The 26,748-nt window shown below is 42.1% G+C and carries 20 protein-coding genes and 2 tRNA genes; 8 read left to right on the forward strand and 14 right to left on the reverse strand.

All coding sequences use genetic code 11. From position 1 onward, the window contains the following. Positions 1 to 430: 430 nt before the first annotated feature. From C2M32_RS10355 to C2M32_RS10375, 5 genes are all read right to left on the reverse strand, one after another. Entirely contained in the window at positions 431 to 847 is a 417-nt protein-coding gene (locus C2M32_RS10355) for a carbohydrate-binding domain-containing protein (protein ID WP_105168360.1), read from the reverse strand. Next, on the reverse strand, positions 793 to 2,616 hold the full coding sequence (locus C2M32_RS10360) for a right-handed parallel beta-helix repeat-containing protein (protein WP_105168361.1): 1,824 nt from the start codon (positions 2,614 to 2,616) through the stop codon (positions 793 to 795). The genes C2M32_RS10355 and C2M32_RS10360 overlap by 55 nt, the downstream gene beginning before the upstream one ends. A gap of 180 nt (positions 2,617 to 2,796) precedes the next feature. Next, a complete protein-coding gene (locus tag C2M32_RS10365; RefSeq protein ID WP_105168362.1) occupies positions 2,797 to 4,029 on the reverse strand; it encodes an amidohydrolase family protein in 1,233 nt (410 codons plus the stop codon). 12 nt (positions 4,030 to 4,041) lie between these two features. Continuing rightward, a complete protein-coding gene (locus C2M32_RS10370; protein WP_105168363.1) occupies positions 4,042 to 5,424 on the reverse strand; it encodes an amidohydrolase in 1,383 nt (460 codons plus the stop codon). A gap of 112 nt (positions 5,425 to 5,536) precedes the next feature. Next, entirely contained in the window at positions 5,537 to 6,331 is a 795-nt protein-coding gene (locus tag C2M32_RS10375) for a hypothetical protein (protein WP_105168364.1), read from the reverse strand. A 268-nt stretch (positions 6,332 to 6,599) separates the two neighbouring features. On the opposite strand from C2M32_RS10375, the gene C2M32_RS10380 reads away from it, so the two are divergent. After that, positions 6,600 to 6,959, forward strand: coding sequence for a DUF3718 domain-containing protein (locus tag C2M32_RS10380; RefSeq protein ID WP_105168365.1), 360 nt, complete (start codon positions 6,600 to 6,602; stop codon positions 6,957 to 6,959). Between the two features lie 59 nt (positions 6,960 to 7,018). On the opposite strand, the gene C2M32_RS10385 is transcribed toward C2M32_RS10380, so the two are convergent. Beyond that, positions 7,019 to 7,714 carry a DUF445 domain-containing protein gene (locus C2M32_RS10385; RefSeq protein WP_105168366.1) on the reverse strand — a complete coding sequence of 232 codons (696 nt, stop codon included), beginning with the start codon at positions 7,712 to 7,714 and terminating at the stop codon, positions 7,019 to 7,021. A 185-nt stretch (positions 7,715 to 7,899) separates the two neighbouring features. Between C2M32_RS10385 and C2M32_RS10390 the strand changes: the two genes are divergently transcribed. Further along, positions 7,900 to 8,754, forward strand: coding sequence for a fructosamine kinase family protein (locus tag C2M32_RS10390; RefSeq protein WP_105168367.1), 855 nt, complete (start codon positions 7,900 to 7,902; stop codon positions 8,752 to 8,754). An 84-nt stretch (positions 8,755 to 8,838) separates the two neighbouring features. After that, positions 8,839 to 9,042: a CPXCG motif-containing cysteine-rich protein gene (locus tag C2M32_RS10395; protein WP_070990701.1), complete on the forward strand. Its 204-nt coding sequence runs from the start codon at positions 8,839 to 8,841 to the stop codon at positions 9,040 to 9,042. A gap of 52 nt (positions 9,043 to 9,094) precedes the next feature. On the opposite strand, the gene C2M32_RS10400 is transcribed toward C2M32_RS10395, so the two are convergent. Then, a complete protein-coding gene (locus C2M32_RS10400; protein ID WP_105168368.1) occupies positions 9,095 to 9,727 on the reverse strand; it encodes a riboflavin synthase subunit alpha in 633 nt (210 codons plus the stop codon). A gap of 161 nt (positions 9,728 to 9,888) precedes the next feature. Here C2M32_RS10400 and C2M32_RS10405 point away from each other — a divergent pair, with 161 nt between their 5' ends. The 4 genes from C2M32_RS10405 to C2M32_RS10420 all read left to right on the forward strand — a co-directional run bounded on the left by C2M32_RS10405 (position 9,889) and on the right by C2M32_RS10420 (position 12,493). Next, the gene (locus C2M32_RS10405) at positions 9,889 to 11,244 is read left to right on the forward strand and encodes an MATE family efflux transporter (protein WP_105168369.1); all 1,356 of its coding nucleotides are present in this window, start codon (positions 9,889 to 9,891) and stop codon (positions 11,242 to 11,244) included. Then, positions 11,216 to 12,232, forward strand: a complete 1,017-nt coding sequence (locus tag C2M32_RS10410) for a DUF3080 family protein (RefSeq protein ID WP_105169274.1) — start codon at positions 11,216 to 11,218, stop codon at positions 12,230 to 12,232. The genes C2M32_RS10405 and C2M32_RS10410 overlap by 29 nt, the downstream gene beginning before the upstream one ends. 97 nt (positions 12,233 to 12,329) lie before the next feature. Next, positions 12,330 to 12,406, forward strand: a tRNA-Val gene (locus C2M32_RS10415). Positions 12,407 to 12,416: 10 nt separating this feature from the next. After that, a tRNA-Val gene (locus C2M32_RS10420) sits at positions 12,417 to 12,493 on the forward strand. 89 nt (positions 12,494 to 12,582) lie between these two features. On the opposite strand, the gene C2M32_RS10425 is transcribed toward C2M32_RS10420, so the two are convergent. The 6 genes from C2M32_RS10425 to C2M32_RS10455 all read right to left on the reverse strand — a co-directional run bounded on the left by C2M32_RS10425 (position 12,583) and on the right by C2M32_RS10455 (position 23,754). After that, positions 12,583 to 14,472, reverse strand: a complete 1,890-nt coding sequence (locus C2M32_RS10425) for a M6 family metalloprotease domain-containing protein (protein WP_105168370.1) — start codon at positions 14,470 to 14,472, stop codon at positions 12,583 to 12,585. Between the two features lie 270 nt (positions 14,473 to 14,742). Then, the gene (locus tag C2M32_RS10430; RefSeq protein ID WP_105168371.1) at positions 14,743 to 17,013 is read right to left on the reverse strand and encodes a S8 family serine peptidase; all 2,271 of its coding nucleotides are present in this window, start codon (positions 17,011 to 17,013) and stop codon (positions 14,743 to 14,745) included. Between the two features lie 323 nt (positions 17,014 to 17,336). Then, a complete protein-coding gene (locus C2M32_RS10435; RefSeq protein ID WP_105168372.1) occupies positions 17,337 to 18,245 on the reverse strand; it encodes a patatin-like phospholipase family protein in 909 nt (302 codons plus the stop codon). A gap of 55 nt (positions 18,246 to 18,300) precedes the next feature. Then, complete coding sequence (locus C2M32_RS10440; protein ID WP_105168373.1) at positions 18,301 to 19,053, reverse strand: substrate-binding periplasmic protein; 753 nt, start codon at positions 19,051 to 19,053, stop codon at positions 18,301 to 18,303. 203 nt (positions 19,054 to 19,256) lie between these two features. After that, positions 19,257 to 21,440, reverse strand: coding sequence for an OsmC domain/YcaO domain-containing protein (locus C2M32_RS10445; RefSeq protein ID WP_105168374.1), 2,184 nt, complete (start codon positions 21,438 to 21,440; stop codon positions 19,257 to 19,259). Positions 21,441 to 21,750: 310 nt separating this feature from the next. Beyond that, on the reverse strand, positions 21,751 to 23,754 hold the full coding sequence (locus C2M32_RS10455; protein WP_105168376.1) for a methyl-accepting chemotaxis protein: 2,004 nt from the start codon (positions 23,752 to 23,754) through the stop codon (positions 21,751 to 21,753). A gap of 514 nt (positions 23,755 to 24,268) precedes the next feature. Between C2M32_RS10455 and sbcB the strand changes: the two genes are divergently transcribed. Beyond that, the gene (gene sbcB / locus C2M32_RS10460; protein ID WP_234401277.1) at positions 24,269 to 25,735 is read left to right on the forward strand and encodes an exodeoxyribonuclease I; all 1,467 of its coding nucleotides are present in this window, start codon (positions 24,269 to 24,271) and stop codon (positions 25,733 to 25,735) included. 34 nt (positions 25,736 to 25,769) lie between these two features. On the opposite strand, the gene C2M32_RS10465 is transcribed toward sbcB, so the two are convergent. Beyond that, a complete protein-coding gene (locus tag C2M32_RS10465; protein ID WP_105168377.1) occupies positions 25,770 to 26,654 on the reverse strand; it encodes an NAD(P)-dependent oxidoreductase in 885 nt (294 codons plus the stop codon). Between the last annotated feature and the right edge of the window lie 94 nt (positions 26,655 to 26,748).

Below are 26,748 nucleotides of genomic sequence, written 5' to 3' on the forward strand. Positions count from 1 at the left end.
ACGTGAATTTATGTGGTTTTATCGCTTTTTACTGCACCGACTAAATTCCTTGTGCATACAAATTAGGGTTGGTTGCTCGAGGAGTTACTCAGTGCTGTGACAAGCGGCAACACGCCTTTGCTTTAACCACTTATCTAGAGCGAAGATTATGCAAGATCAGTTGAACGAAAGATTGCAGCCCAAAACGCCATTATTGCAATTAACCAATTAAAACTTAAGAGGTTTTTTATTCACTAAATCAATGACACTAAGAGACTAGTGCCGTTGAGCATATCCAATCTAAGCATCAACGGGAGGTTTATTGAATATTAAGAAACAATACAAACTAAGTTATGCCCAAAGTAAGACAGAAAGTTTGCTCAAGCTGTAACACGCTATAATCGCAAGTAGATTGAAGGCATGCTGTTAATCAACATGCCACATTGATGCATCATAGCGACAGTTCAACGTGCCCCACATCCCAAGGAATGATAGGTAGCATGTTAGGCTTTTCTAATAACTGCCCTGAGCGGATCAAATTGAAGTTTTCATCCTGATAGTCGTAGTGTTTACTGTCACCATTAAGTTGGTTTTCGATAGTAATTGCGCGTATATACAGGTTTCTATCCTGTCCGTTACCATAATAGTCATTAATAAAATGGACTTCTATCTTGTCAATTTGTGTGACTGAAAAATCTACGTCAAATTCATAGTATTGATATTGTCCCGAGGTCAACTGTTGTGCCACTAACAGCCCATTGACGAATAACTCAAAGCGGGCATACTCATCGTTTGCGAGACTGCCCTTAGCTTCTATGCGTACTTTTGCAGCTTTGATATCGGCCTTGGGTTTTCTCCTTTCACTAATTTTGACACCAGTTCACACTGGAACTGTGTCGTATCAAATTGGCGTTGGATGTAACTTCCTTGTGACTCGAACCCCATACTTTGCAACGTTTGCCAGCCTATTCTTGGTAAGCTGCCAGTCGTATCATTATGGGAGTTAATCTGCCACAAAGCGCCCTGTGGGTTGTTGGAAACATAATAATTGTGATTAAGTTCGGTTAGTTGTTCTATTTTCGTTTTTTGCTCAGAGGTATCACCTTTTAGCCTTACGAATACATCGTTGTTATCAACGCCTGAGTTCATAAAACTGTTATGACGAATAACATTATTGATTGCATCCCATTGTGCTTCACTGCCGCTAAGTAAAGCACCTTGACTGTCAACTAGAGCGGGCGCAAAACGCTCGCCTCGATTGTCTCCACGATTCTTCCAGTTAACATTGACTGACGCACCTTCGCGCGATGGTATTTCCTCAACATAATTGCCATAAACCTGAGTATAGCCAGAATTTGACAGGTAAATTTGCCCACCAGACTCAATTCCATTACCGCCCAGTAAATTCCCCTCGATCACTGCATCAAAGCTGATTTCGTGAAAAATCCCCGGACCTAAGTTGTTCCAAGCAATATTCCACTTATATTCCACCTGCTCATTGTTCACATCTGTCCAAAGCCCTGGTCCGTTATTTTCGTATACACAGTTACGACTGACTCTCAAACCATAGCTCTTATAAAATTTGCTTGCGCCGCCCTCTGCGTGCCAGTTGATCCCCAAAATATTATTATCATGAATATGGTTGGCATCGATTAAAGAGTGCATTGCGTGAGTCGCCGCTATTCCTAGTTGGCCATTATTGAATACATGGTTGTATCGCATGATGGATTCCGCCCCAATTTTTATGCCGACTCCATGAGAGTGCCTGACAACATTATTTTCTATTTTCCAACCAGCCGGTGGCCACTGTCCACCAATTGCACCATGCTGAAGACGTGTCGCGAATTTTTCAATAACTAAACCATAAACACCCACATCAGTATTTTCTGTGGCACCGCTAGAAACCGGCTTTGGCTTGTATAAGCCGTTAAACAAATAGCGCCACTCAAAAGCTGCTGATGCTAAAGACAATTCCCACAGAGCATCTACTGAATCTTGTTTATGTATATAAATTTCACCAGTTTGGTAGTCAAAGAACCAAGTTCCGGGTGTCACACTCTCTAACGAAGCAACATGCATCAATGGTGAATCGTTACGATACAAATCCTCAGGCAGATGACAGCGAGGGTTTATATATTCTCCAGCCTCATCACGCTTACAGTAACTTTGTGGTGTTTTGTAGATTACTCGCTCTACATCCGGTGCGTTGTTAATTGATGCCTTGAAGTAGTCGCCAACAGCTATCCAGTTGGTGACTTTCTGAGCGCCTTTTATGATTGAAAGGTGCTTACATTGCGAATCGAATTCACCATAAAATTGCATGCCCTTTCTTGGCACGATAGGTGTGCTGAGATAATGAACCCCCGCTTTTATGACAAACACCGTGTTGTCTGCAAAGCTGCGAATATAATTATTAGAGAGTTGACCAGGACTCACTTCTATATAGTCAACACCTGTCGGTACTTCGCTGCATCTAGGTGCAAATATATTCTGTTGTTCTTGGTGAATAAGTTGGGGCAACTCAAGTGCCAGCTCAGGATTCCGACTTGTTAATATGGTTCTTTCGAGTGCAAATGATGTGCTTATCAAACTGACTGAGACACAGCAAACTGCGAGTAGTTTAGAGAGTATGTTCACTTACTATTCCTTTTGTTTTTTTAATGTGAACATTGTAAATTATTTTTTTATGGATTTATGACGTAATCACGAATTTTTGATGAAAGCGGTACTATTTACACGCTAATCCTGCGATGAAAAATAAAAAGCCCAGCGGGTTCGCCGCTGGGCTTTTTCTTACAAACTATGTTTAACGGCTTACTATTTAGTGTAAGCGCGTGGTAATTCAGAATCCGTGGTGTAGCGCTCACGCAGTTTGTCGTGACGAGACTCGGTCGTTACTTCTTCACCATTGATCCACATTTTTTCTACCGTTGTGCTCAATTCAAATGGGTCAGCACTCCAAAGTACTAAATCCGCTGGCTGGCCAACTGCAATCTTACCACCATCAATGGCAAAAGCATCGGCAACATTGCTAGTGACTGCCTTGATAGCACTGTCGTAGCTCATACCATTAGACACAGCGATACCCGCATCAAAACGAAGCTGATAAAGATTGTGGCTGCTGTCACCCGCTATCGTCAGTAACACTTTCACACCTGCTTTTTCAAGCTTGCCGGCGTTTTCTAACGTAGCATGCATCGCATCAAAATCTGATGGTAAGTTAGCTACTGCACTAACAATCACTGGGATCTCGGCTTTTGCTAACTCGTCAGCCAGTAACACCGCATCCGCAGCGCCGCTTATGATGACATCTAGTCCAAAATCAGATTTCAGTTTGATGATTTGAGTGATGTCCGCTGCACGGCTTGCGCCGATCACAACTGGCATTTCACCGTTTAATAATTGAGTGAGAACACGCTCTTCGCCGCTAGGTTTGTCAGCATCTTTTTTATCGTCTTTTTTAGCTAATTTAGCCTTTTGACCTTCCAGCTTTTCAACAAATTGTTGGAACGACAGTGCTCTTGAGCCTTTGCTTTTTGCACCAAGATAAATCACAAATGCGGTATGTTTATCAGTAACGCTATCAAACTCACCACTTAAATTTGCTGTGAACGCAAGACCTTGGTATGCACCATCATAATTTAATGGCGTCGCCACGTTCTGCGTGATCCCGCCTTTTCTAGCATATGGGATCAAACTTGAACGAGCGTTAAAAGCGTAGCTTGGATCAAAGTCTAAACCGGCCTTTTCATCAGAGGCATCACGAGAATTTGCTACCGCACCGACTTCTACCAAACCCAGCTGGTTCATCGACCCGATGAACCCCGGTGTAAGTACCAAGCCATTTGCTCTGATTGTCTCGTTCGCAGTGACATTCTCAGGATTGATTGCTTTGATCTTACCATCTTCAATCAATACGGTAGCGTTGTTTAATGTACCTTGCTCTGTTGCGGTGTGAACAGTAGCGCCGGTAATGGCTGTAACTTGTGCAAAAGCTGCCGAACTTGCCAGCAACGCGCCCGTGATCATAGATAACTTAAATTTTGTCATGGTGTACGCTCCTTATCGTTGGCCTAACATGAAATCACTAACAGCTTGATATTTTTCATCTTTACGGTCATAAACTTTTGCACCGTCGATGTAAACATGCTCAGCCTTTGCATACACGCTAAACGGGTTTTTATCCCAAATGACTACATCTGCCTGCTTACCTTGCTCCAATGAGCCAGTTTTATCAGCAACCCCTAACGACTTAGCCGCGTTGTAGGTAATCCATTTAATCGCATCTTGTTCTTTTAAATTGAAGCCCTTTTGGTTCGCGGTATACATCACTTTACCAGCTTCCTGATTTAGACGCTGAATGGTTGTGTCCGAGTCAGAGTGAACCACAGCACATGAATTTTTAACCGCATCAACAATTGCGACATTCTCTTGAACCATGTCATAGGCTTCCATCTTAAAGCCCCACCAATCTGGCCAAAGTGCAGCACAGTTGCCATTTTCAGCAAGTAAGTCTGCAACTTTGTATGCTTCGATACCATGATGGAACGTGCCCGAGTGATAATTGAACTCTTTACCTAAGTCGATCATCATCGCCATTTCTTCGGCTTTATAACAGTGGTTGTGAATTAAGATCTCACCATCTAATACACCTCTGAGCGTATCTAGCCTAATATCACGCTTTGGTGCATCTGGGTTCATTCCCGCTGCATATTCTTGTTCGTAGCGCTCCCAAGCACGTTTATATTCTGTCGCTTCGATCCACGCTTGGCGATAACCCGCCATATTACCCATACGAGTGTAAGGTGCTACACCCTTTCCACCGTATACACGCTTAGGGTTTTCGCCACAGGCCATTTTTAAACCATAAGGTGCATCTGGAAACTTCATACCTTGCATGGTATGTGCTGGGACATTTTTCAATGTAACGCTACGGCCACCAAATAAGTTTGCTGAACCTGGTAAAATTTGTAACGTGGTGATCCCGCCTTCACGCGCTCTATTGAAACCAGGATCTTGAGGCCATACAGAGTGCTCAACCCATACCTGTGCAGTATTTGGGCTCACCATTTCATTGCCATCTTGGTGTGATTCAACCGCCGGACTTGGATACGCACCCAAGTGTGAGTGCACATCAATAATACCAGGTGTTACCCACTTACCTTGTGCATCAACGGTCGTATCTGCTTGTACATTAAGATCAACACCTATTTGGCTTATTTTACCGTCAACAATATAAACATCGGCATTATCTAAACGCTCACCCGTACCAGTTAATACCGTTGCATTGGTAATCAAAGTTGCGCTTGAAGGCATAGCTTTGTATGTGCTTGGGTATGGGTTTTTATCGATATTTACTTTGTCTTTTTGCGGGCCTTTATCTTGGCAGCCCGCTAGTGCAGCACTCAATGCCAGCACCAATATGGAAGGGGCAAATTTTTGCATTGTTTTATCTCTATTGTTTTTATTTCTATTAAACTGTACCTAAACGCGACGAAAAATGCGAAGTAAAAACCTCAAATTGCATTTATACGCGACGAATGTTTGTTTTTTTACACTAACGTGCGATGTACTCTCGATAAAGCTTAGCAAGCGCGGCGTCGATGTCTAACTTTGTGTCTTGTTTCATCAGGCGCTCAGTTGCTCGCGCGACAAAATCTGAATTTTGCTTGTGCTGCTTGGCAAATGCTTTGATCTTCTCTTTGCCAATATCTAATACCTTGGGTTCATTGTATCTGTGATGATACTGACTCAAAGCCTTGTCAAAATTACCTGCACATTCTTTCACTAGCAAATCGTAAAAACGACTCCTTTGTACGCCAAACACGTCAAAACAGTGATTCAATGCGTCATCAAAGCTTGTAAATTCCTGCTCGCCAACAATAAAGCAATCTTTTGCTGCGGGCCTGATTTCACTTGCATCTTCACTAGATAAAATAAATGGTATAAATGCTAAACGTGAGGCTGCTTCACTACCTAGGCGCATGCCTGCGCTAATACTGTGCTGGAACTCAGGGCTCATCTCATCAAGTTCTGCTTCGTGCCACATATGATAAACTTTAAGCGCCTTAGCATATTTCCCTGCCAACTTGTTTTTGAGCTTATCGACTCGCTCTGCGAGTGTTAATACCCGCTCGTTGTGCAGCAGTGCGTAACACTCATAACATGCCGGAACACTGATAAAGTCGGCATTTTCAGAAAACTCTAGTACTAGCTCAGCATGCTCTAAAGGTGGGCAGTAATCTGTGTCGGTTGCTTCACACCCACAATAGTAACAACGATTTGCGTCCTGAACTTGTTTGGCAAATCCTTGCTTGTAGTAATGTTTGAGCGTGTTTTTATTTACCGCCATTGGACTCTCGTATTCTTAACATTCAACACTTAAATGAAAACCGTTAATTATGTGCGCGAAAACAGAATGTAAACGCCAAAAATCATCACAAAATCCAGCTCAAAAAACGCCATTTTAACAACTTTCATTTCATTAAATTTCAATTGGTTAAATATGAATTGCAACACCATAATACTTGCTTACATTGTTGCGAGGTTACTTAACAACTCCTTACAAACTTATGGTCAATACTTAATAAGCACTTAAACTCATTGAACGGAGAAATACAATGAACAAACTAGCCACATTATGTACCACCGCATTGCTAAGTGGTTTGCTCGCTACAACAGCGCAAGCAAAGCAGTTCGTCGCTGCGGACGACTCATTAGCAACAGAATTATGCATGGCAATTGCCAGCAACCATTCCTTATCATTGAGAAAAACCATGGATGAACACCACGTTAGCGTGAACGTGATGCAAAATAAGCTCGCCTGTAACGGCCACTCCACGACAAAATTTGCTTCTCTGCATGAGCTGAACAATACCGCTAGGCTACTGCGCTTAGACCTTACAACTCACACTGAGATCCACGATTTATCTGCAAAAGCATCACAGGCAGATGTATTGGTTGTGTCTGGATCTAAATAATGGTGATTATATTTCAATGAGCACTGTGCTCGTTTCTTAATTGCACAGTGTTCTTCTCCCTAAGCGATCAACGCTGCGACTAAACCAAACAAACCACCAAATACACCGCCCCAAACCACCAGCCAGCCTAAATGCGTGCGTATCATGTTTTGGACAATGTCTTTAACCATGTCTGGAGTTAGTTCTTCCAAACGCTGTTCTACCGCTTTTTCGATGGTTGAAAACACCATATCTGCACTATGACCACTGCTTAGCTCGTCACTCATTAACTTTTTGAATTTATCTTCTTCTGTAATTTCAACGAGTGCATCTTGCATTTTTTCTACAAAAGACGACTTCATTGGCTGTAATGCCTCATTACCACCAAACATGGCGAGCATACCACCGAATTGCGACGCCTCAATCACCTGCACAAGCTTGTCAAATGCAGGGCTCAAATCGACTTTTTTTATTACTGGACTCAAGTCTATCGAGTTTTGCTGCTTTTCAAGTAACGCCGACACTTTTTCTTGGCTGAAAAACTCTTGTAAGATGAGTACGCTAATTGACTCTTTAAAATGTTGAAATTTGAGTTTAATAACTCCTGAGCCATACAAAAAAGGCACTCTTTCAAACAGCATATGAATCGCCAGTAAGTTTGTCATGGCGCCGGACAAAGCAAAAATACCAATTGAAAAAATAATGGGAAGCGATGAAAAGTGGCCAATAATAACTAAAAGCAATGCCAGTGAATTGGTGATGTAACTTTTGTTCACTACAACCTCCTGATTAACGAACCGCAGCATTTTATACTCTGTGCCCGACAAAATATAGCGCTGTACTACTTTCTTTAATGATGTCAGACAGTAAAAAACCATATAATTCTTCGCTAACAGTTGAGATCCCCCGTATTTCAACCATAGTTTGAGTTAGGTATGTTTTTCTGATCAGGATGTCTGCGATGTGGAACGCCGTTAATCAACAAATATCTGAAGCTTTACATCAACCCTTTTCATTTAATCACAAAGAGCAACTTCGTGGTTGTGACAATGAAAAGCGATTTTATATTGCCAATGACGATCACCGATATATCGTCAAAGTTGATTTGCTCAGTGCCTTAGAGCGATTTGAGTCTGAGTCAAAAGTTCGCGATCTATTAATCAGAGACAGCGACTTCTTGGTCGCAGACACCGTGACCATAGGCACCACATTGGAGTTCTGCTTTATGGTGCTTGAAGTTATCCCAAAACAAAGTGAACAAGAGAACTGGCAGGAATGTGGCGTATTGTTAGCAAAAATGCATAACAGATTCGAACAAGAGATGTTTGGGTTAGAGCAAGACAGTTACATTCATCACCTGGTTCAGCCCAATCAATGGCACAAAAAGTGGGAGACATTTTTTGCGGAAGAGCGCATCGGTTGGCAGTTGCAACTGCTCAAAGAAAAAGGCATTGAGTATGTTGATATTGACGATTTCGTTATAACCATTAAGTCACTGTTACCACACCACAGTAAACCGTCGCTACTTCATGGTAATTTTTGGAAAGGAAATATTTATTTCAGTGATGGCAAACCCTGTGTCGATAACCCGGCATGCTATTATGGAGATCGAGAAGTGGATCTCGCGATGAGTGAATTATTCGCACCGTTACCAGAATCCTTTTATGACGCATATCAAAATGTTTTCGAGTTACCAGTGGGTTACGAAATAAGGCGTCCGATTTATCAACTTTACCCTTTACTGTTACACGCTAATTTATATGCTGGTGACTATCTAAATCAGGTTCAAAAACGAGTAAATGAAATATTAAAATAGCGCTAATATCGCTTTCATAATTGCATTAGCTGCTATAATAAAGCGAGTGCAATGGCGATAGGCATTTGCCTTTTGGAGAGCTAAATGAAAGCGCTATATGAACAAAGAATCACATGCCCACACTGTGGTCACCATGTTTATGTAAGCCTTGATGCCAGCGAGGGCGACCAAGACTTTTATGAAGACTGTGCAGCGTGCTGCAATTCGATTCATTTTAATATGCATATAGATCAATCTAGAAATAAATTGGAGCTGCATATAGACAGTGATGACGAACAAATATTCTAGCTCAGATGTTTTCTTTACATACATCCCGCATTAGTCAGAGATTCAGAGTAGTTTATTTGGTATTTTGTTTACGCAAGTAGTTTTCTACCGTGGAGACAATCGTATAAGTTTGTTGGTCCACTTCAATATTTACTTTATTCCCTTCGCGCAGGCGTCCTAAATTTGTGATGTTTAAAGTTTCTGGGATTAGGTGCAACCAAAAGCCTTCATCATCAATTGCCCCCACGGTTAAACTCGCCCCATTAACGCAAATAAAGCCTTTGTACAAAATGAATTTTAGCCACTGCTCGGGCAACTTTAGATAGATCTTACAGTTATCTTCTTCGTTAATAATACGCTGAACCACTGCGGTGCAATGCACGTGCCCAGACACTATGTGACCACCAATTTCAGTACCGAATGTCACGGAGCGTTCTAAGTTAACCCGCGCGCCCCTTCTGAGCAAACCGAGATTGGTTAACTTCAATGTTTCATCAATCACATCAAAATAAACCTGACCAACCACATCTTGTCGATGAATTTCGTATTTAACAACGGTAAGACAGCAGCCGTTGATTGCAATACTCGCACCTATGTCTAAATGCGTTAAATATTCAATCCCAACAGATATTCCCAATCGCAGCACACCTTCTTTATGTGCTGTACTGATTACCGTAGCTTGCGTTTGTACAATACCTGTAAACATATTCGACCTTCACATTTAAAATCGCGCATATCATACAGTATTAATTAGACACTCAGAAGCGCCTCAGTAGCACAAAGCAAATGTTTTTAATCTAATTCGTCTCGATCGCTCGCTATACCTTAGCTCTATTGGTTACAATAGTATTTTTATCGGTGATAATTATGAAGTTTAGTCACTGGGAAAGTAAGCGCCTTTTACAACTTGCAACCCCCGTATTTTTTGCGCAAATTACGCTAGTCTTAATGTCTGTGGTTGATACCATGATGGCAGGTCAAGTCAGTGCTAATGACCTTGCCGCGCTTTCTATCGCAACTGGGGTTTGGAATCCGCTAACATTTTCCCTGCAAGGCCTGTTACTCGCTCTCACAGGTATCGTTGCTCACTGTCATGGAGCCAATGACCACAGTGGCATCAAGTACTACTTCCAACAAAGCATCTATTTGGCGCTCTTACTTACCAGCGTAGGATTTGCTTTAGCCGAGTTTACCCCTCTAGTATTCGAGCGCCTTGGTACTAGCGAATCTATCACCTCCCTTTCGCAGCAATACATCGACTTTGTAAAATGGGGTGTACTTGGGTTTTTGCTATTTTCTATTTATCGTAATGTGACCGAAGGAGTTGGTTTCACCAAACCAGCATTTTATATCAGCATTGTTGGTCTTATCGTCAATGTCTTTGCCAACTATGTGTTTATTTACGGAAAGTTTGGTATGCCAGCTTATGGTAGCGCAGGCTGCGGTCTGGCAACCGCTTTGGTATTCTGGGCCATGGCCATCTCACAATGGGTCTATTGTAACCGCAGCAGAACAATGCGTACGCTTTCATTACTTAGCGAATTTACAAAACCGCAGTTGTCAGGGGTCAGTTACATCGCGAGACTGGGCATCCCTATTTGCCTTGCTACATTTTTTGAAGTGACTCTATTTGCTTGCATTCCTTTGTTTATAGCTGACTTAGGTGCAATTGCCGTGTCCGGACATCAAATTGCGGCTAATGTCACATCAATGTTATTTATGATGCCCTTAAGTTTATCTATGGCGATTGCGATACGTATCGGTAATTTAGCTGGCCAACAGGCGCACGAGCAATTAAAAACAGCTATTTTTACGAGTTTTTGTCTAGCTGCTATCATTTCCGTGTTTATCGCTTTCATCACGCTCATTGGCAGAGACAGCATAGCGTGGCTATATACTAATAACGAAGATGTTGCGTTATTAGCGTCCAGTATCATAGTGTTAGCTTGTATTTACCAGCTACCTGATGCATTGCAAGTGGCTGCACACGGTGTTCTACGAGGCTTAAAATACACAAAGCCCATTACTTACATCACATTTGTTTCGTATTGGCTGGTTGGCTTCTCGCTCGGGTATATACTTGCTAAAACAGACTTTATTTTGCCTGCTATGGGACCTATCGGCTTTTGGATTGGCATCATCGTCGGCTTAACTGTTGCAGCTGTATTTTTATTACTAAGTGTGAGGGCTCGTCTTGCGTATATTTTGTCTGATAGTCAGTAGTATAATTTTGGCCGCGGGCTGTACGCCCGCGCCCAGTGAAATCTATAACGAATATCAACAAAGACTGGCTAACGTTGTTGAAAAAACAGCTGCAAGTCAGAATGTTACTTTAAAGCCTCTCGAAACCCCTAAGCTTGATAAGCCAATTTCCAACACAACGATTTCTTTTTTGGAGCTTGCTGCCTTAGACCATTGTAAGCTCATGAAAACCATCGCCGAGAACAACAACCAGCTTGGAAAAGTCAGGCAACCCAGTGAACAATTAAAATACGCAGTAAGATTTATCAAGCAAACACAAAACTGCTTGGCTGACTCTCCTAGCCTAGCGCCCGACTTAAAAACCAAACTCAATAACGCATTGACCGAAAAGCGCATGCAACTGCCGCAATATTTCAAACGCATGATATTCCATGAACGAGAATTAGCAAAAATGTCTTTGCTTGGCAGCCAAGAAATTGAATTAGAAGATCATAAAGATGCAATGAATGAGTCACTAGAGGCGCTCAGCCAGCTTGCAAATGCCTATCAGCAGATACGCACAGAGGGGTTTGATATTAATCAACTAGATGAACCAGACGAATTTACGCGCTCATTAGCTAAACTCAACAACAACTACTTTGTATCGCGCTTGATCAATTCAGTACGAAAACAAATCGCTTTGAATCAAGCAACCACACTTTGGCTCCATACCTTAGACGTTGACAATGAGCTGTGTAAGCCAGGTAGAAACCATCAACAAGCTAATATTATGAGTAATGTATTCAATCGATTTTATTTGTCTCAGTTACAGGCTTACCAATCTAAACTGGCTAATATGCTACAAAGCACGTCAGTACATTTACACGTCCTTTGGCAAAGCAGTGAGGAATTAACGACGTTATTTAACATTGAACACCCACACTCTTATTATCAACGACTTAAGATAAGTACAGTGGAGCATGTTAGATGGTGGCAAACATTTTACAAAACGTGCAAAATACAACCTTGATGGACAAAAAAACTGCAAACAAACAAAAATTTAGCAAACGCGCTTGATCCGATAGGCGAGTCGCTATATATTAGCCGCCGTTGCCTTGCAATGTAGTACGACCGTAGCTCAGTTGGTTAGAGCACCACCTTGACATGGTGGGGGTCGGTGGTTCGAATCCACTCGGTCGTACCAAATCTTCAATACAACCGTAGCTCAGTTGGTTAGAGCACTACCTTGACATGGTAGGGGTCGGTGGTTCGAATCCACTCGGTTGTACCATCTTTTCTTATAAAATTGTTATTCAGACACTTAGATAATGCACAATGTGCACGTTTTCACGCACACATCATGCTTTGTGTGACTCTCTATTACTTACTCAAAGTCAAACTGTAGTTACCCGCACCCGAGTACGAATACACGGTGATACGATAATAGCCACTTGCCGCTTGGTAATTAATAGATTCATTGGATGTCGGTGATTCAGATATCGCCGCTTGGACCCAACGTCCACCTTGCCAAACTTCTAGTTTTAAATCAAAATCAGCATTACTTGGACCTTCCAACGTCATATCCAACGTACCTCCGGCATATTGGAACCAAGTGCCATTAGGAACAATCGCTTGTTGACCATTTGCCAAATAGCCCGTGTACACGTCCCCTTTGGGAGGTGTTGTCTGACCGATTTCAAAAGACATAGTTTGAGCAACATCGCTGATATTACTGATAGATAAGCCTGAATCGCTACCATTCCACCAAAGTGCGTTTGTCCCACGACTACTCAAGCTATTTGGAAAGGTCGCCGAAAACTCACCAGCGACGTTATATAAATCGCTACTATCACCTCTATTTACTTTGTTTTCAGGATCGCGGTTACCATCTGCGTGCTCCATTTGCACATATGGATGCCATTCGTCTGAGTTGTTACCCGCACTATCAACGTGCCAAATTGCCAAACCTTCATCCAATTGCTCTGAGTTTTGACCTGAGCGATGAATCGTCTCAATATAAAATGCCTCATTGCGGTTACTTGGGTTTGTCCATTTATAAGACGCATTGCTACCTGATGTATGAGTCAACGTGCCCTTAGGTGCATTAGCATTGATTGCAGGGTTAAGCTCTGTGACTGTGTCCCAGCCAGCCAAATTTCTAAAGTGCGCCACAGGTGGTGTTGGTCTATATTTGTTGGTTTCACCGATTGCGCCAAAACCCATCACGCCAAAGCTGGCAACGGACCCCTGAGAACTGCCGTCATAGTCGTAGAGATCAGGCCAGTTTGTGATCAAGTGTCCTGATTCATGAACAAAGGTACCTATCGCTAAACTGTCTCTCATATCTGTTATTTGATAACGATCTGTACATACACCGTCAGCACAAAACCGAGGACTCAAACTTGCCATATGAGGCCATAAGCCTTTCGACCAACTGCTATCTGAATTACCAGCGTAAAAAATATTCAGCCCCTTGATTTGACGGTTACCGTTTACAGATAATGTCGAAAAATCAAAACCCTGAGTGTTTTCAAGCCAATTAAGTGCTTCTTTAATGAGCTCTTGTGAGCGAACGGTAGAAGTATATCTATCATCCGTATAATAGGACTTGTTTTTCTTCGCAGTGTAATACGCTGTGACGGTGTTGGTATAATCCAGCTTGCCACCGGAAACGCTTCTGAAATAACCTCTCACAGATTGGGCATTACCAAAATCACGGTAGTCTAAATCATTTAAGAATGATTCCACTTGTTGTTTACTGATGGTGCCTGCGAAGTCTGGGAAATCAATAATGATGGTCAAGCCTTTGATATTTCCACTAGATTGAGTCGAAAAATCATCCTGTGTCGACATTTCACTATGCGTTTGCATCAAATCATTTGAGGTGTGCAGTCCGTGACCAAGCATTCTGAGTTTTGCTGATTCGACTTTTCTAGCAATCGCTTTCGAACTTAAACTACGTTGCGCTGAGCGTATAGACACCGCCTTCTTCAATTTGTTACTCACCAGTACGCCTGTGGATACCAGTTCTTCCCCATCGTCAGAAACATTGGCATAGGCTAACCCATTGAGATTCTCATCAAACACGACCAAACGACCATCGGCTGAGCGTTGCAAAGCAAAATAATCATTACCATCTAGACTAATGTTCACCACTTCGCCATTGGGTTGTGTATAGCTGTAGTGATGATCTTTATAAGGGATCGCTGAATAGCTCAAGCAAGAAATTAAAGCTAAGGGCGCAATCGCGAGTTTAGTAAATCGATACATGTTGTGTTCCTATTACGGTTGATAGAAACATATTTTTAACACCAAAAGCACAGTTTATCAATAATTGAAACCCTATATTTATGGGTGTTAATAGAACAGTTTGTTCCTATATATGCAACTTTTATATCAAAGTATGTAAATATAAAAGCAACCTCAAACCATTCATTTAAAATAATTAAATACCAAGAAATCAACCACGAAGTTATTGGTATGTTTATCAATAATAAAAAAGGCCGCACAAGGCGACCTTTGTTAAGGTTAATTAAATAATTATTTAGGTGTTGCAGTTACCGTTAGTGTTACACCACTTGCTGCCGAGTAACCGTAAAGGTCAACATACCAAGTACCAGATTGTGGATTTTGGAAGTTACATGACTCGTTGTTACCGCTCTCGTAGGGACGACAATCATAGCTTGAAGTCGTTGACTGAGCACCATGAGTTACATATAGGTCAGCATCACCGCTGCCACCTGAGATTGCAACATTCAGGTCAGCATAACCTTCAACTAGGTCTAGCGTGTAACGTGTCCAGCTTCTGCGAGCCACGCTGATGTTGCTCTCAACTAGGTTGATAGGCTGCGCACCAGGCGTCGTCGTGTCACCGTCTGTGTAGCTAGCTACCAGTGATACGCCAGAGAATGCGCTGTAACCTTTTACCATTACGTGGTAAGTACCGCCAGATTGAGTCAATGAACAGTTCTCATTGTTTCCACCAGCGTAAGGACGACATTCGAAGTTTGAATCGCTAGGCTTAGAACCGAACTGTACATACAGGTCAGCATCGCCTGTGCCGCCGCTCATGTTTACTTTAACATCCGTTGCACCAGCTGGTACTTCGAAAGTGTAAAGCAGCTCTTCACCTTTAGAACCTGAAAGGCCAGTTTTTGCTACGCCATTCTCAAGCTCGTTGCCTGTTACCGGACCACCGTCACCAGCACAGCCTTTTTCAGTGATGTAGTCGATAGCAGCTTTAGTTTGCACTAGACCGTAACCGAATTTAACATCACGACCAGCAGCACCTAGGTCTTGCGCCGTCGCTGTTAATACAGTACGGATCTGCTGAGCTGTACAACTTGGGTGGTGACTCCACACCAATGCAGCTACACCAGCAACGTGAGGTGAAGCCATAGAAGTACCGCTCATTAAGCCGTAGTTACTTGGATCAAGGTTAACTGAAGCTGTCATGCCGATGTTGTTTAGCATTTGTGCGCCATCAGTATCTGTTACAGTTACAGCTGGGATCGTTGTTTGGTTAGTGTCACCTAAAGTACCACCAAATGAGCCAGCCGCGTTGTTGTAAATAATTGCGCCAACACCACCACTGTCTTCACAGTTTTTAACTTTGTCATGGAAAGAAATGTTACCACGTTCGATCAAACATACTTTACCACTTGCACCAGTATCAATCGCTTCACCTGTTGCGAAGTTATAAAGTGGCGCATTCGCATTACCTTGGTTTTCCATACCGTTTGAGTCATAAGACTGACCCGCAACGCTTAGAGAAACAACTGAGCCTAAGCCTTCAGGGTATGCTGAATTTACATCTACACCTGGTGCAGCAATCTCTACTTGGCTGTTCTTTTGCGAGAAGTCTGCCAAGTCTTTATTGCTATCGATAGCAGCAACTGACATTACTGAATCGTAAGACGCTGGATAGCTTTCTACGTCAGTTGTGTTTGTTGGTACACCATCGTTACCTGCCGCAGCGATAAGTAACATACCTGCGTCTGCAGCAGCTTGAATACCGTTACGTTCAGTGATGCTAGAACCTTCACCACCTAAACTCATGTTCACAACGTCAGAGCCAGCAGCCTGACATTTGTTGATTGCATCAACTAATTCTGAAGAGTAACCCCAACCATCGTCGTTAAATACTTTGATGATATGCATAGAAGGATCTGTACCGATAACACCACGAACACCGATACCATTATTCAACGCAGCAATTGTACCTGCAACGTGAGTACCGTGTGGACCACCGTGATCAAACCAGTTACCTGTGCCTGAATCACTTGTACCAGAGATAGTGTCACCACGTGCACCCATATCTTCATGAGGTAGGTCAAGACCTGAGTCGATCACACAGATTTTTTTACCACCGTTTGCAGCAGAAGCTACAGAATCGTCTACTAGATCAGCCTGAACCATTGCAATACCGTATGGTTGAGTTTGTGACATTAGACGACGAGGTAAATCTTCTTCGATATATTCAACCTGACTATCAGCACTCAGTGTTGCTAATTGTGCTTCGCTTAATTGTGCAACAACAGCATTCAAGCTCGCTTTAAACTTAGCATTTTGTATACCTAGTGTGGCCATACGGTTAGCAGCTGTTTGAGGCATATGCTCAGTAGCCATAGTGCCCATTCCTGACGCGATTGCGATATCATTGTTTTTATATTTAATGATGTAGCGCTTTGGTAATGGAGACTCTGCTTTTTCTGCAGTAAGTTTAAGTGGAGATGCCTGTAATGATGCAGATACCGCAAGCGATAACATCGTAGTAGCAAACAGTGCTTTATTAGTGGTTACTTTCTTCATAGGAATAATCCATGCTTGTTATTATTTTCGTAATGAAATGTATCAAAAAATAAAATAATTAACATAGCTAGCAACAATGCTTTGTAAAGAATTGTTAATGATTCCTTCATAAAAATATAAAAAACATATGATTTACAATGGGTTGAATTTTTTACATTGCAGTATTTGGGACTAGAATAAATACTCGACACACTAATAAAAGTATATTCGAGTACCCTTTTCGTTAACAACGATTACCTATAAAAGGAAAAACCACAACAAAACAGCAAAGAATTTTGCGAACAGTTACAACAAAGTTAAAAGTAAATTTTTCACTTTATTTATTATTCAAATTGACCGTGCCAACGACGTAGAAAGTTTTTCCCCTGTCGCAGGCCTAATAAATAATCATGTTGTAGCACTGCAACAGACGATCCCAACACCATGCTTTGTAACGGGCCATTTGGTGCTATTTGAATAATTTCCAGATCACTCGGAGGATTGTTAATGAATTCTAGCGCTTGAGAATATCTGCTTTGATGATAATGATATAAGTCAAGCATACGCTTTGACTGTTTAAGGCGGCTTATTACTGGCTTCAACCTGTCTAATATTGGCATAGTACCGTTATGGTGTTGTTCAAATGTCCGGATCACAAGAATTTTTCGTGCCCCTTGCTTGTAAGCCCACTCTACTGGTAATGGATCTGCTACGCCCCCATCCATATAATTGCGCCCCGCAATATTGACGCCCCCTTGATATAAAAACGGTATTGCACTTGACGCCTTTAAATGGTCGAGCATGTTGTCGTGCCAAGTGTGCAGATAAGTTGCCTCAAGTGTTTGAGCGTCGGTGGCTACAGCATAAAAGTGATTGTCTTTGGCAAGATAAGTAGCATTGGTGATCATCTTTAATTTAGGAGTATGATTGACCTGAGTAAAATACCAATCTAAATCAATTACTTTACCGCCTGTTAAAAACTTACTCGGCTTAAAAAAGGTATCAGCTGTTGTTAATTCTTGAATCGCGTTTCGTGCGCACTGACGCGCTCGCGCTGAATAGGCCGCCAAATTTTGCGCCCCAGCCGAAACACCTATTTTTAAATGAAATGGCCAAAAATTATTTTCAAGAAAAGCATCTAATACACCAGCGGTGAAAATACCTTTTTGTCCTCCACCCTCTGCAACCAACGCAAATTTCTGTTGCTCAGGGCACGGTGCTTGACTTGTGTTCAAAGAGAGTTCTGCTTGCATGTTTGACCCTATAAATTATTTTATATCTGTTCAAACGTCACACAATTAAAGCTTGCTATTGAATATACTGACTATTATAACATGTCGTAATTCTATTCAAGTGAGCACTTTGTACAGCTTGTGCGGCTTCTTTTAATTTTTTAACGTAGCTTTTTGGTGCATTTTTATGTGCTGCTAAATACAGTTGAGCACTCAACGTTGGGACACTTAAAACCAACTTCCACTTGTGTTCAGTCCCCATAGCCTGCGCCATTTGCTCCACAAAACTTTGTGCACCAAATAAAAAATCTATTCTGCCTTTTTCCAGCAAACCACCAGCTTGGTTTAAACTACTTAATGACACCAAATTTGATTTTTTAAACCCTTCATTTTGTAAATATTGTTCTGACGGTTGGCCCGTTCCTACCCCCACAATGTAATGCTTGAGATTATTCAACGAATAATGGGGAGCAGGAGTAACATTGCCTGAACGCTGATAAAAGCCAACTTTTAACTCGCAAAGCGGCATTATCCATTGATAGTGTTTTTCCCTGTCAGTTGAACGGGCCAGTGAGTATAAAAGTGCAGTGTTAGACTCATGAGCTTGTTGAACGGCTCTATACCAAGGTAGTACATGTATTTGATAGTCTATTTGTGTCTGAGCCATCAACAGTTGTACCATAGCTGTCGCTCTGCCAACAACTTCACCACGTTCCCCCAAAAACTGATATGGCGGAAAGTGCTCAGTGTAAATATCGATTTTATCTGGCACAAACGCGCCACAATATGCCGAAATCATCCCTAATACAGCCCAAATAAGAGATTTCATCGTCTGGAATTACCGCTGTACTTTCTTTTAAGTATAACGCAGCGTTGTGATCTTGATAGGCTGGGTGCAATTTTTGCGGTAATTGGACGTTAACGTCCGATCGATTTTTAAGATAGGGTGTATTTTGAATTCTCTAACTTTATAGATCTGATATATATGAGCCCGAAGTAATTATCTTCGGGCTTATATATCTAGTTAGAAAACTATGCTTTGGCTTTTGCAGCACGTGACTGATGAAGTTTTTTATAACTGTCGATAAGTCTCTGATGCCTATCCAGACCATCCAAGTTCATATTTGTTGGCGTCAGGCCGAAGAAGCGAACCTCTCCATTTACCGACCCCACAACGTTGTCCATCACTTCTTTACTAAACATGCGTTCAAAGTTTACGATAAAATCTTCAAGCTCAAGTTCTTCATCCAGTACAACCTCAAGCACGGCATGAACGGCTTGATAAAATAACCCTCTTTGTACGGTGTTATCGTTGTATTGTAAGAAAGACTCTACTAAATCAATGGCTTCTTCAAGCTCTCCCAACGCCAAATATATCAAGATTTTTAATTCAAGAATGGTCAATTGGCCCCAAACCGTGTTCTCATCGAATTCAACACCAATGAGCGTGATGATATCAATGTAGTTATCAAGCTGACTTTCTTCTAAACGTTCAACCAAACTGACCAGTTGGTCATCATTCAAGCTATGAAGGTTTAGGATGTCTGAGCGGTACTGCAGCGCTTTGTTGGTATTATCCCAAATCAAGTCTTCAACTGGGTACACTTCCGAGTAGTCTGGCACCAAAATTCGACAAGCCACACCGATGTCTGAAAACTCAGCCACATAACACTCTTTACCTAAACTTTTTAGAATGCCAAATAATGTTTCGCATTCTTGTTCATTGCTACCCGAAAAGTCCCATTCACAGAATTCATAGTCATGCTTCGCACTGAAGAAACGCCACGAAATCACGCCGGTTGAATCAATAAAGTGCTCAACAAAGTTCTCAGGCTCTGATACCGCCATACTGTTAAAAGTAGGCTTTGGCACATCGTTTAGCCCTTCAAAACTACGGCCTTGTAATAGCTCTGTTAAACTGCGCTCTAGCGCTACTTCAAAACTTGGATGTGCACCAAAAGAAGCAAATACCCCGCCCGTTTTAGGATTCATCAGGGTGACACACATTACCGGAAATTGCCCACCTAAAGAGGCGTCTTTAACCACCACAGGGAAGCCTTGTTCTTCCAATCCTTTAATGCCAGCAACAATGCTTGGATATTTATCTAACACTGACTTAGGAACATCTGGAAGTACTATTTCTTGCTCTATGATTTGGCGTTTAACCGCCCGCTCAAAGATCTCAGACAAACACTGTACTTTTGCTTCGTTGAGGTTATTACCCGCACTCATTCCGTTGCTTAGAAACAAGTTTTCAATCAAATTTGATGGGAAGTAAACCGTTTCACCATCAGAGTGGCGCGTGTAAGGTATAGAACAAATACCTCGCTCCGTATTACCCGAGTTGGTATCAATTAAATGCGAACCTCGTAACTCACCTTCAGGGTCATAAATTTCACGACAGTATTGATCTAAAATCCCCTCTGGCAATGAATCATCGTCAGTTAGCTTAAACCATTTTTCGTTTGGATAATGAACAAACTCTGCGTTTGCAATGTCTTGGCCCAAAAACTGATCATTGTAAAAAAAGTTACAGTTCAGACGCTCTATAAACTCACCCAACGCGGAACACAAAGCGCTTTCTTTAGTTGCACCTTTACCGTTGGTAAAGCACATTGGTGAAGCAGCGTCACGAATATGTAAAGACCACACATTTGGCACTATGTTACGCCATGATGAGATCTCGATTTTCATGCCTAGCTCGGCCAAAATCTCGGTCATATTTGCGATAGTTTGCTCAAGTGGTAAATCTTTACCTTCGATAAAGGTACTCGACTGTTCATCTGGTTTAACCATCAACATAGCCTGAGCATCTTGGTCTAAACTTTCAACCGTCTCAATTTTAAATTCAGGGCCAGTTTGCACCACTTTTTTAACCGTACAACGGTCTATTGAACGTAAAATACCCTCTCGGTCTTTATCAGAGAGGCTTTCTGGTAACTCAACTTGGATCTGAAAGATCTGATTGTAGCGGTCTTCAGGATCGACAATGTTGTTTTGAGACAGTCTAATCCCCTCGGTTGGGATGTCACGGGCATTACAGTATACCTTCACAAAATAAGCGGCACACAACGCAGAAGACGCTAGAAAGTAATCAAAAGGGCTTGGCGCAGAGCCATCCCCTTTGTAGCGAATTGGTTGATCGGCAATAACTGAAAAGTCGTCAAACTTTGCTTCTAATCTCAGGTTATCGAGAAAATCTACTTTAATTTCCATTACAGGATCCCATGTTTTCGTGCTGACGTGCGCAAGGCATTAATCATTGATACGTCATTCATTAAAATCTTATGACGCCAATTATCTGCTTTTTCGCTTCAATAGTCTTGGGTTTATTAAAAAAAGCTTCAATTTATCGCTTTTTTGATAGGTTTTTGTGGAAGTTTGTTTTCTCGGTTGAGTATGACACATCGGTGCTCTGTGTTGTGCAAGTGCCAAAGTCGCTTTTGCAATCCAAGCTGCAACATTCATTCGATGCAAATTAGATAAGTTTACCAAGCGACTACAACAGGCTGGCGACAACATGGCATTAAAACATGTCTTCGCCTTCAACACGCTTTACTTTATATCTGTCGATCAACTCGTCCATGTCCATGGCTGACTCTGCAATGCTTGAAGCGGCAATGGCAATTTGTTCAGTACCTGCGACATTTTCAGTGGCTTTTTGAAAAATATCAGTGATATTTTTACTCACCTCTTCGATAGCATCGCTCTGCTGCTTGGTGCTGATAGAAACAGACTCAGTAACTGATTCTACTTGTTTTGCCTGATCAACAATTTTACTCAGCGCAAACTTGATTTCCTCCGCTTGCGCCGCACCTCTCATAGCATTGTCTTTACCTTGTGTAATAACATTAGAAGCCTGTTTTGAGCTAGTTTGTAACTCAGAAACCAACGCTGAAATCTCTTCGGTTGATTGTTGTGTTCTGCTTGCCAAGCTTCTTACTTCATCAGCCACAACAGCAAATCCTCGCCCTTGCTCTCCGGCGCGAGCGGCTTCGATGGCGGCGTTTAGCGCTAACAAGTTAGTCTGTTCAGCTATACTCTTTATCATATCAACCATGCCTGAGATACTACCAACCCGTTCATTTAAATCATCCACTGTCTGCGCTGATCTTGCCATGTCCTCAGACGCTTGTTGAATAATCTCTACCGCATTCGATACGACTTGCTGCCCAGACAAAGACTCTGCAAGAACCTGCTTCGCATAATCAGCGTTTTCAGTCATCGAGTTAGCAATAACCTGAACATTGGCGCTCATTTGCTCAGCAGCGGACGCGATTGTTTGGATCCCTGTTTGCTGTTCAATTAAATTCATTTGGCTTTGACTTATTGCCACTGCTGTTTCATGTGTTGATGTGGCAATTTTCTTCGACGCTCGGCTAAATGATATTAAATCGGCTTCTATTTCACTGGTCAGCTGATTGATCTGCTGCGCAGATTGCCCTAACTCATCCAAACTAATGACACCAATTTCATGCATCAGATCTTTCTTGGTAATAGCGATTGTTATGCCTTCAGCAATCATTTTCGACTGATTATAACGAACTTGGATAGACAGATATAAGCCTAACGTAACGATTACCCCAACCAATAAAATCCCAAGCTCAAATACCAACATCATCAAAGCGTTATACTGAATTTCTCGCGCGGTTTCATTGATCAACGACAAAGCCTGTTCTTCTGCGCTTTTTAATGCATTAATTCGCTGTGTTGCCTTGTCAAACCATTGCTCGGGAATCACCCCAAAGTTGCTGTCATTGGCTGATGCTATATTTCTATACTCATCGACTTCTTGCATTGCACGCTCTCTGAGTGCAGTATCAAACACCGCGCGAATATCGCTAGGTGCCGCAGAGAGAGATTCATGCAAATAAACTTGCTGCTTTGAAAGTAATTCAACAAATTTTGATCTGAGTTGATTGGTGAATTTATCTTGCCCAAAAACATTAGAAAGCACGGCTCGTTCTATGCCAGCGGACTCTTTCGCACTGCTAAAATTGTAAAGAGAGGTCAGCTTTGCAACCATCTTGGGGTTATCTGTTGTCTGTGCTGCTAGCTTTACTAAACCAAGCGCATCAGCATTCGCATCACTGTAGAACTTGATAGCTTCAGGTAGCGATACAGATAAACTACTTACTCGTGTTCTCATTGATGACAAACTCGTTAGTTTAGCCAGATACCTATTGAGTGATTGTCGAGTATCAGGTTCCAGATCCCAATCTTTCGCCTGCTCGTTTAATCGACTTAAAAACTTGTCTGTCTCACTTCGTTGTTGCGACAGCCGATTGGAAAATTTCGCTCCCTGTGTGCCAATAAACCCAGCTGACAGGCCGCGTTCTTTTTGGCTTTCATGAACGAGTTCAAGCACTACTTTGCTCATTAATGCATTGTTTTCAGTTATTGATGCATCTTGCATTTCACCCACCGCAACCGACGCATCATAAGCAATGACAATTCCCAACAACATACAAGGTAATAACACGACAAGGGTCAGGTACTTTGAAATCCAACGCGAAACAGTGTTTAACATGTGGTAAGCCTTAATATTTTCGGATGAGGGCTATACAACATTACGTTACTAAGTATTGTTGGGATCTCTAATTTGTAAAATTTTTACTACTTAATTCTGTACTGAGCAATTCAAACCCTGTATATCACTGAACGATCTAATATGGGCTATTTACAACTCACTGGTACTTTTAGCAAAAAAATTTATCCGTGAGTGCTCGTCCCAAAAAAATAACCATCACTCAGAGTCAGTTTTTCAATGTATGTGTAATTTGCAACACTTGTTTAGTAAAGAAGCTCCTCAATTGCCGTCAGTTTACACCGCGTTTTACCACTCCTCTTGAGTGTGTGATAATATGTTCTGGTCGCTTTTTGTTTACAGGGTTTCTCGTTTTGCATCCGACACAGTCTTGGTTAACGCCAAATACACACTTTAAAAATACAAATGTACATTTATCGCACTTGTTGAACACACTTAGTGTTTTTATTACTCGCCAAAGGCAAACTCAATTCAGCTCAAAGGCCCTTTAATTACAATGAATAATAACAACCAAGGGAATTTAAACAGTGACTCAACTATGCCAACCATCTTTTGGCATGATTATGAAACTTGGGGGGCATCGCCGCAAAAAGACCGCCCAAGCCAATTTGCAGGCATCCGCACTGATTTGGATTTAAACATTATTGGTGAGCCGCTCATTGAGTACTGTAAGCCCGCACCTGATTACTTACCACATCCAGAAGCCTGTTTAATAACGGGTATCACACCACAACACGCGCTAAAACACGGTCTAATTGAGGCCGAGTTTATGGCAAAAATTCATGCTGAATTTAGTCGTCCGGATACCTGTGTTGCAGGTTACAACAGTATTCGCTTTGACGATGAAGTAACACGTTACAGCTTATATCGTAACTTTTACGACCCCTATGAACGTGAATGGCAAAACGGAAATAGTCGCTGGGATATTATCGATTTAGTGCGCGCCTGTTATGCATTGCGCCCTGAAGGTCTCGAATGGCCTTTAAAAGAAGATGGCACACCAAGTTTTAAACTTGAACATCTGACCGTGGCCAATGGCATTGAACACGGCGCTGCCCACGACGCATTGAGTGACGTCACTGCCACGATTGCCTTGGCCAAATTAATTAAAGAAAAACAGCCCAAATTATTCCAGTTTTTCTTCGGCCTAAGACATAAAAAGGCCCTACTTGATATGATTGATGTGTACAATATGCAACCTCTGGTACACACCTCGTCTCGTATTCCAGCAACACAAGGGTGTACAACCTGGGTGGCTCCGATGAGTTTTCATCCGGTGAATAAAAATGCCGTAGTCTGTTTCAATCTAACTCATAACCCTCAGGTATTGCTTGACCTATCTGTTGAACAACTTCGCGAGCGACTCTATACCAAACACAGCGACTTGGTAGAAGGTGAATTACCGACAGGTTTAAAGCTGGTACACGTTAATAAGTGCCCTATTTTGGCGCCAGCCAAAACACTACTCCCTGAAAACGCAGCGCGTTTAGGCATAGACAGAGAGCAATGTCTTGAGCACCTAAAAATACTAAAAGCACATCCTGAGCTAAGAGATAAGGTTGCGCAAGTATTCGCTGAACAAGGTGATTTTAGTGCAACAACCAATCCTGATTATCAATTGTACAACGGTTTTACTAGTAAAGCTGACAAGGCAAAGTTTGCCATTATTCGCGATGCTCAACCACAAGCACTTGGCTCTTTAAATTTGAGTTTTGATGATGCTAAATTTGTACCTATGCTGTTTCGCTACAGAGCACGTAACTGGCCTGAGACGCTCTCCCCGCAAGAGTTGGATAATTGGCGTAAGTATTGCCAAAATAAGTTAATGCATGGTGAAGATAACCCGTCAATTAACGCCGAAGACTTTATGTTAACACTGGAAAATCTGGTCCATGAAAATGAAGGTAATGAACGGAATCTAGGTATCTTAAAAGCTTTGTACCACTACGCTCAAAGCCTATAATAAAACGCCGAACTAAGTTCGGCGAAGGTAGTGATTATTTTTTGTCATGTATGGCATCTAGTCTCGCAAGTAGGCTAGATGTGTCGTAACGTCCACCGCCCAAGGCTTGAACATCTGCGTAGTATTGATCAACCATAGCCGTGAGAGGAAGAGAAGCGCCATTGTTGCGTGCTTCATCAAGGGCAATCCCCAAATCTTTACGCATCCAATCTACCGCAAAACCAAACTCGTACTCCCCAGCCAACATGGTTTTATAACGGTTTTCCATTTGCCATGATCCAGCAGCACCTTTTGAGATAGTTTCTATCACTTTTTCACCGTCTAGACCCGCCTGCTTTGCAAAATGCAACCCTTCGGCCAATCCTTGTACCACACCTGCAATACAAATTTGATTTACCATTTTACAAGTCTGTCCGCTGCCGACTTTACCAAGTAACTGTGAAAAACGACTGTAAGCAGACATGACTGGTTGGACACGCTCAAATGTTGCATGTTCTCCACCAACCATCACTGTGAGTACGCCATTTTCTGCTCCTGCTTGACCACCAGATACTGGCGCATCCAAGAAAGCGACCCCCTGCTCAGCAGCTTTATTTGCAACTTCAATCGCAACTTTAGCGGATGTAGTTGTGTGATCCACCAAAACAGCGCCAGCATTCATCCCAGTTAACACGCCCGACTCGCCATAAACCACAGAGCGTAAATCGTCATCGTTGCCTACACATAAAAATACAATGTCCGCACCTTTGGCTGCGAGCGCAGGTGTCGTTGCGTAGTCCCCGCCATACTGAACGGCCCAATTCTCGGCTTTGGCTGTAGTGCGGTTATAAACACATACTTGATGACCCGCATTAGCTAAATGGCCAGCCATTGGGTAGCCCATTACACCTAATCCGATGAATGCTAATTTCATTGACATAATTCTGTCCTATTTGACTGATATGGTATCGAGAATGGAGTTTTTATACCTAAGTCAAACAGATATAGCAAATAAAAAGCAACATTATCCATGA

It is taken from the genome of Pseudoalteromonas sp. T1lg23B, from assembly GCF_002964665.1.
Taxonomy (GTDB): domain Bacteria; phylum Pseudomonadota; class Gammaproteobacteria; order Enterobacterales; family Alteromonadaceae; genus Pseudoalteromonas.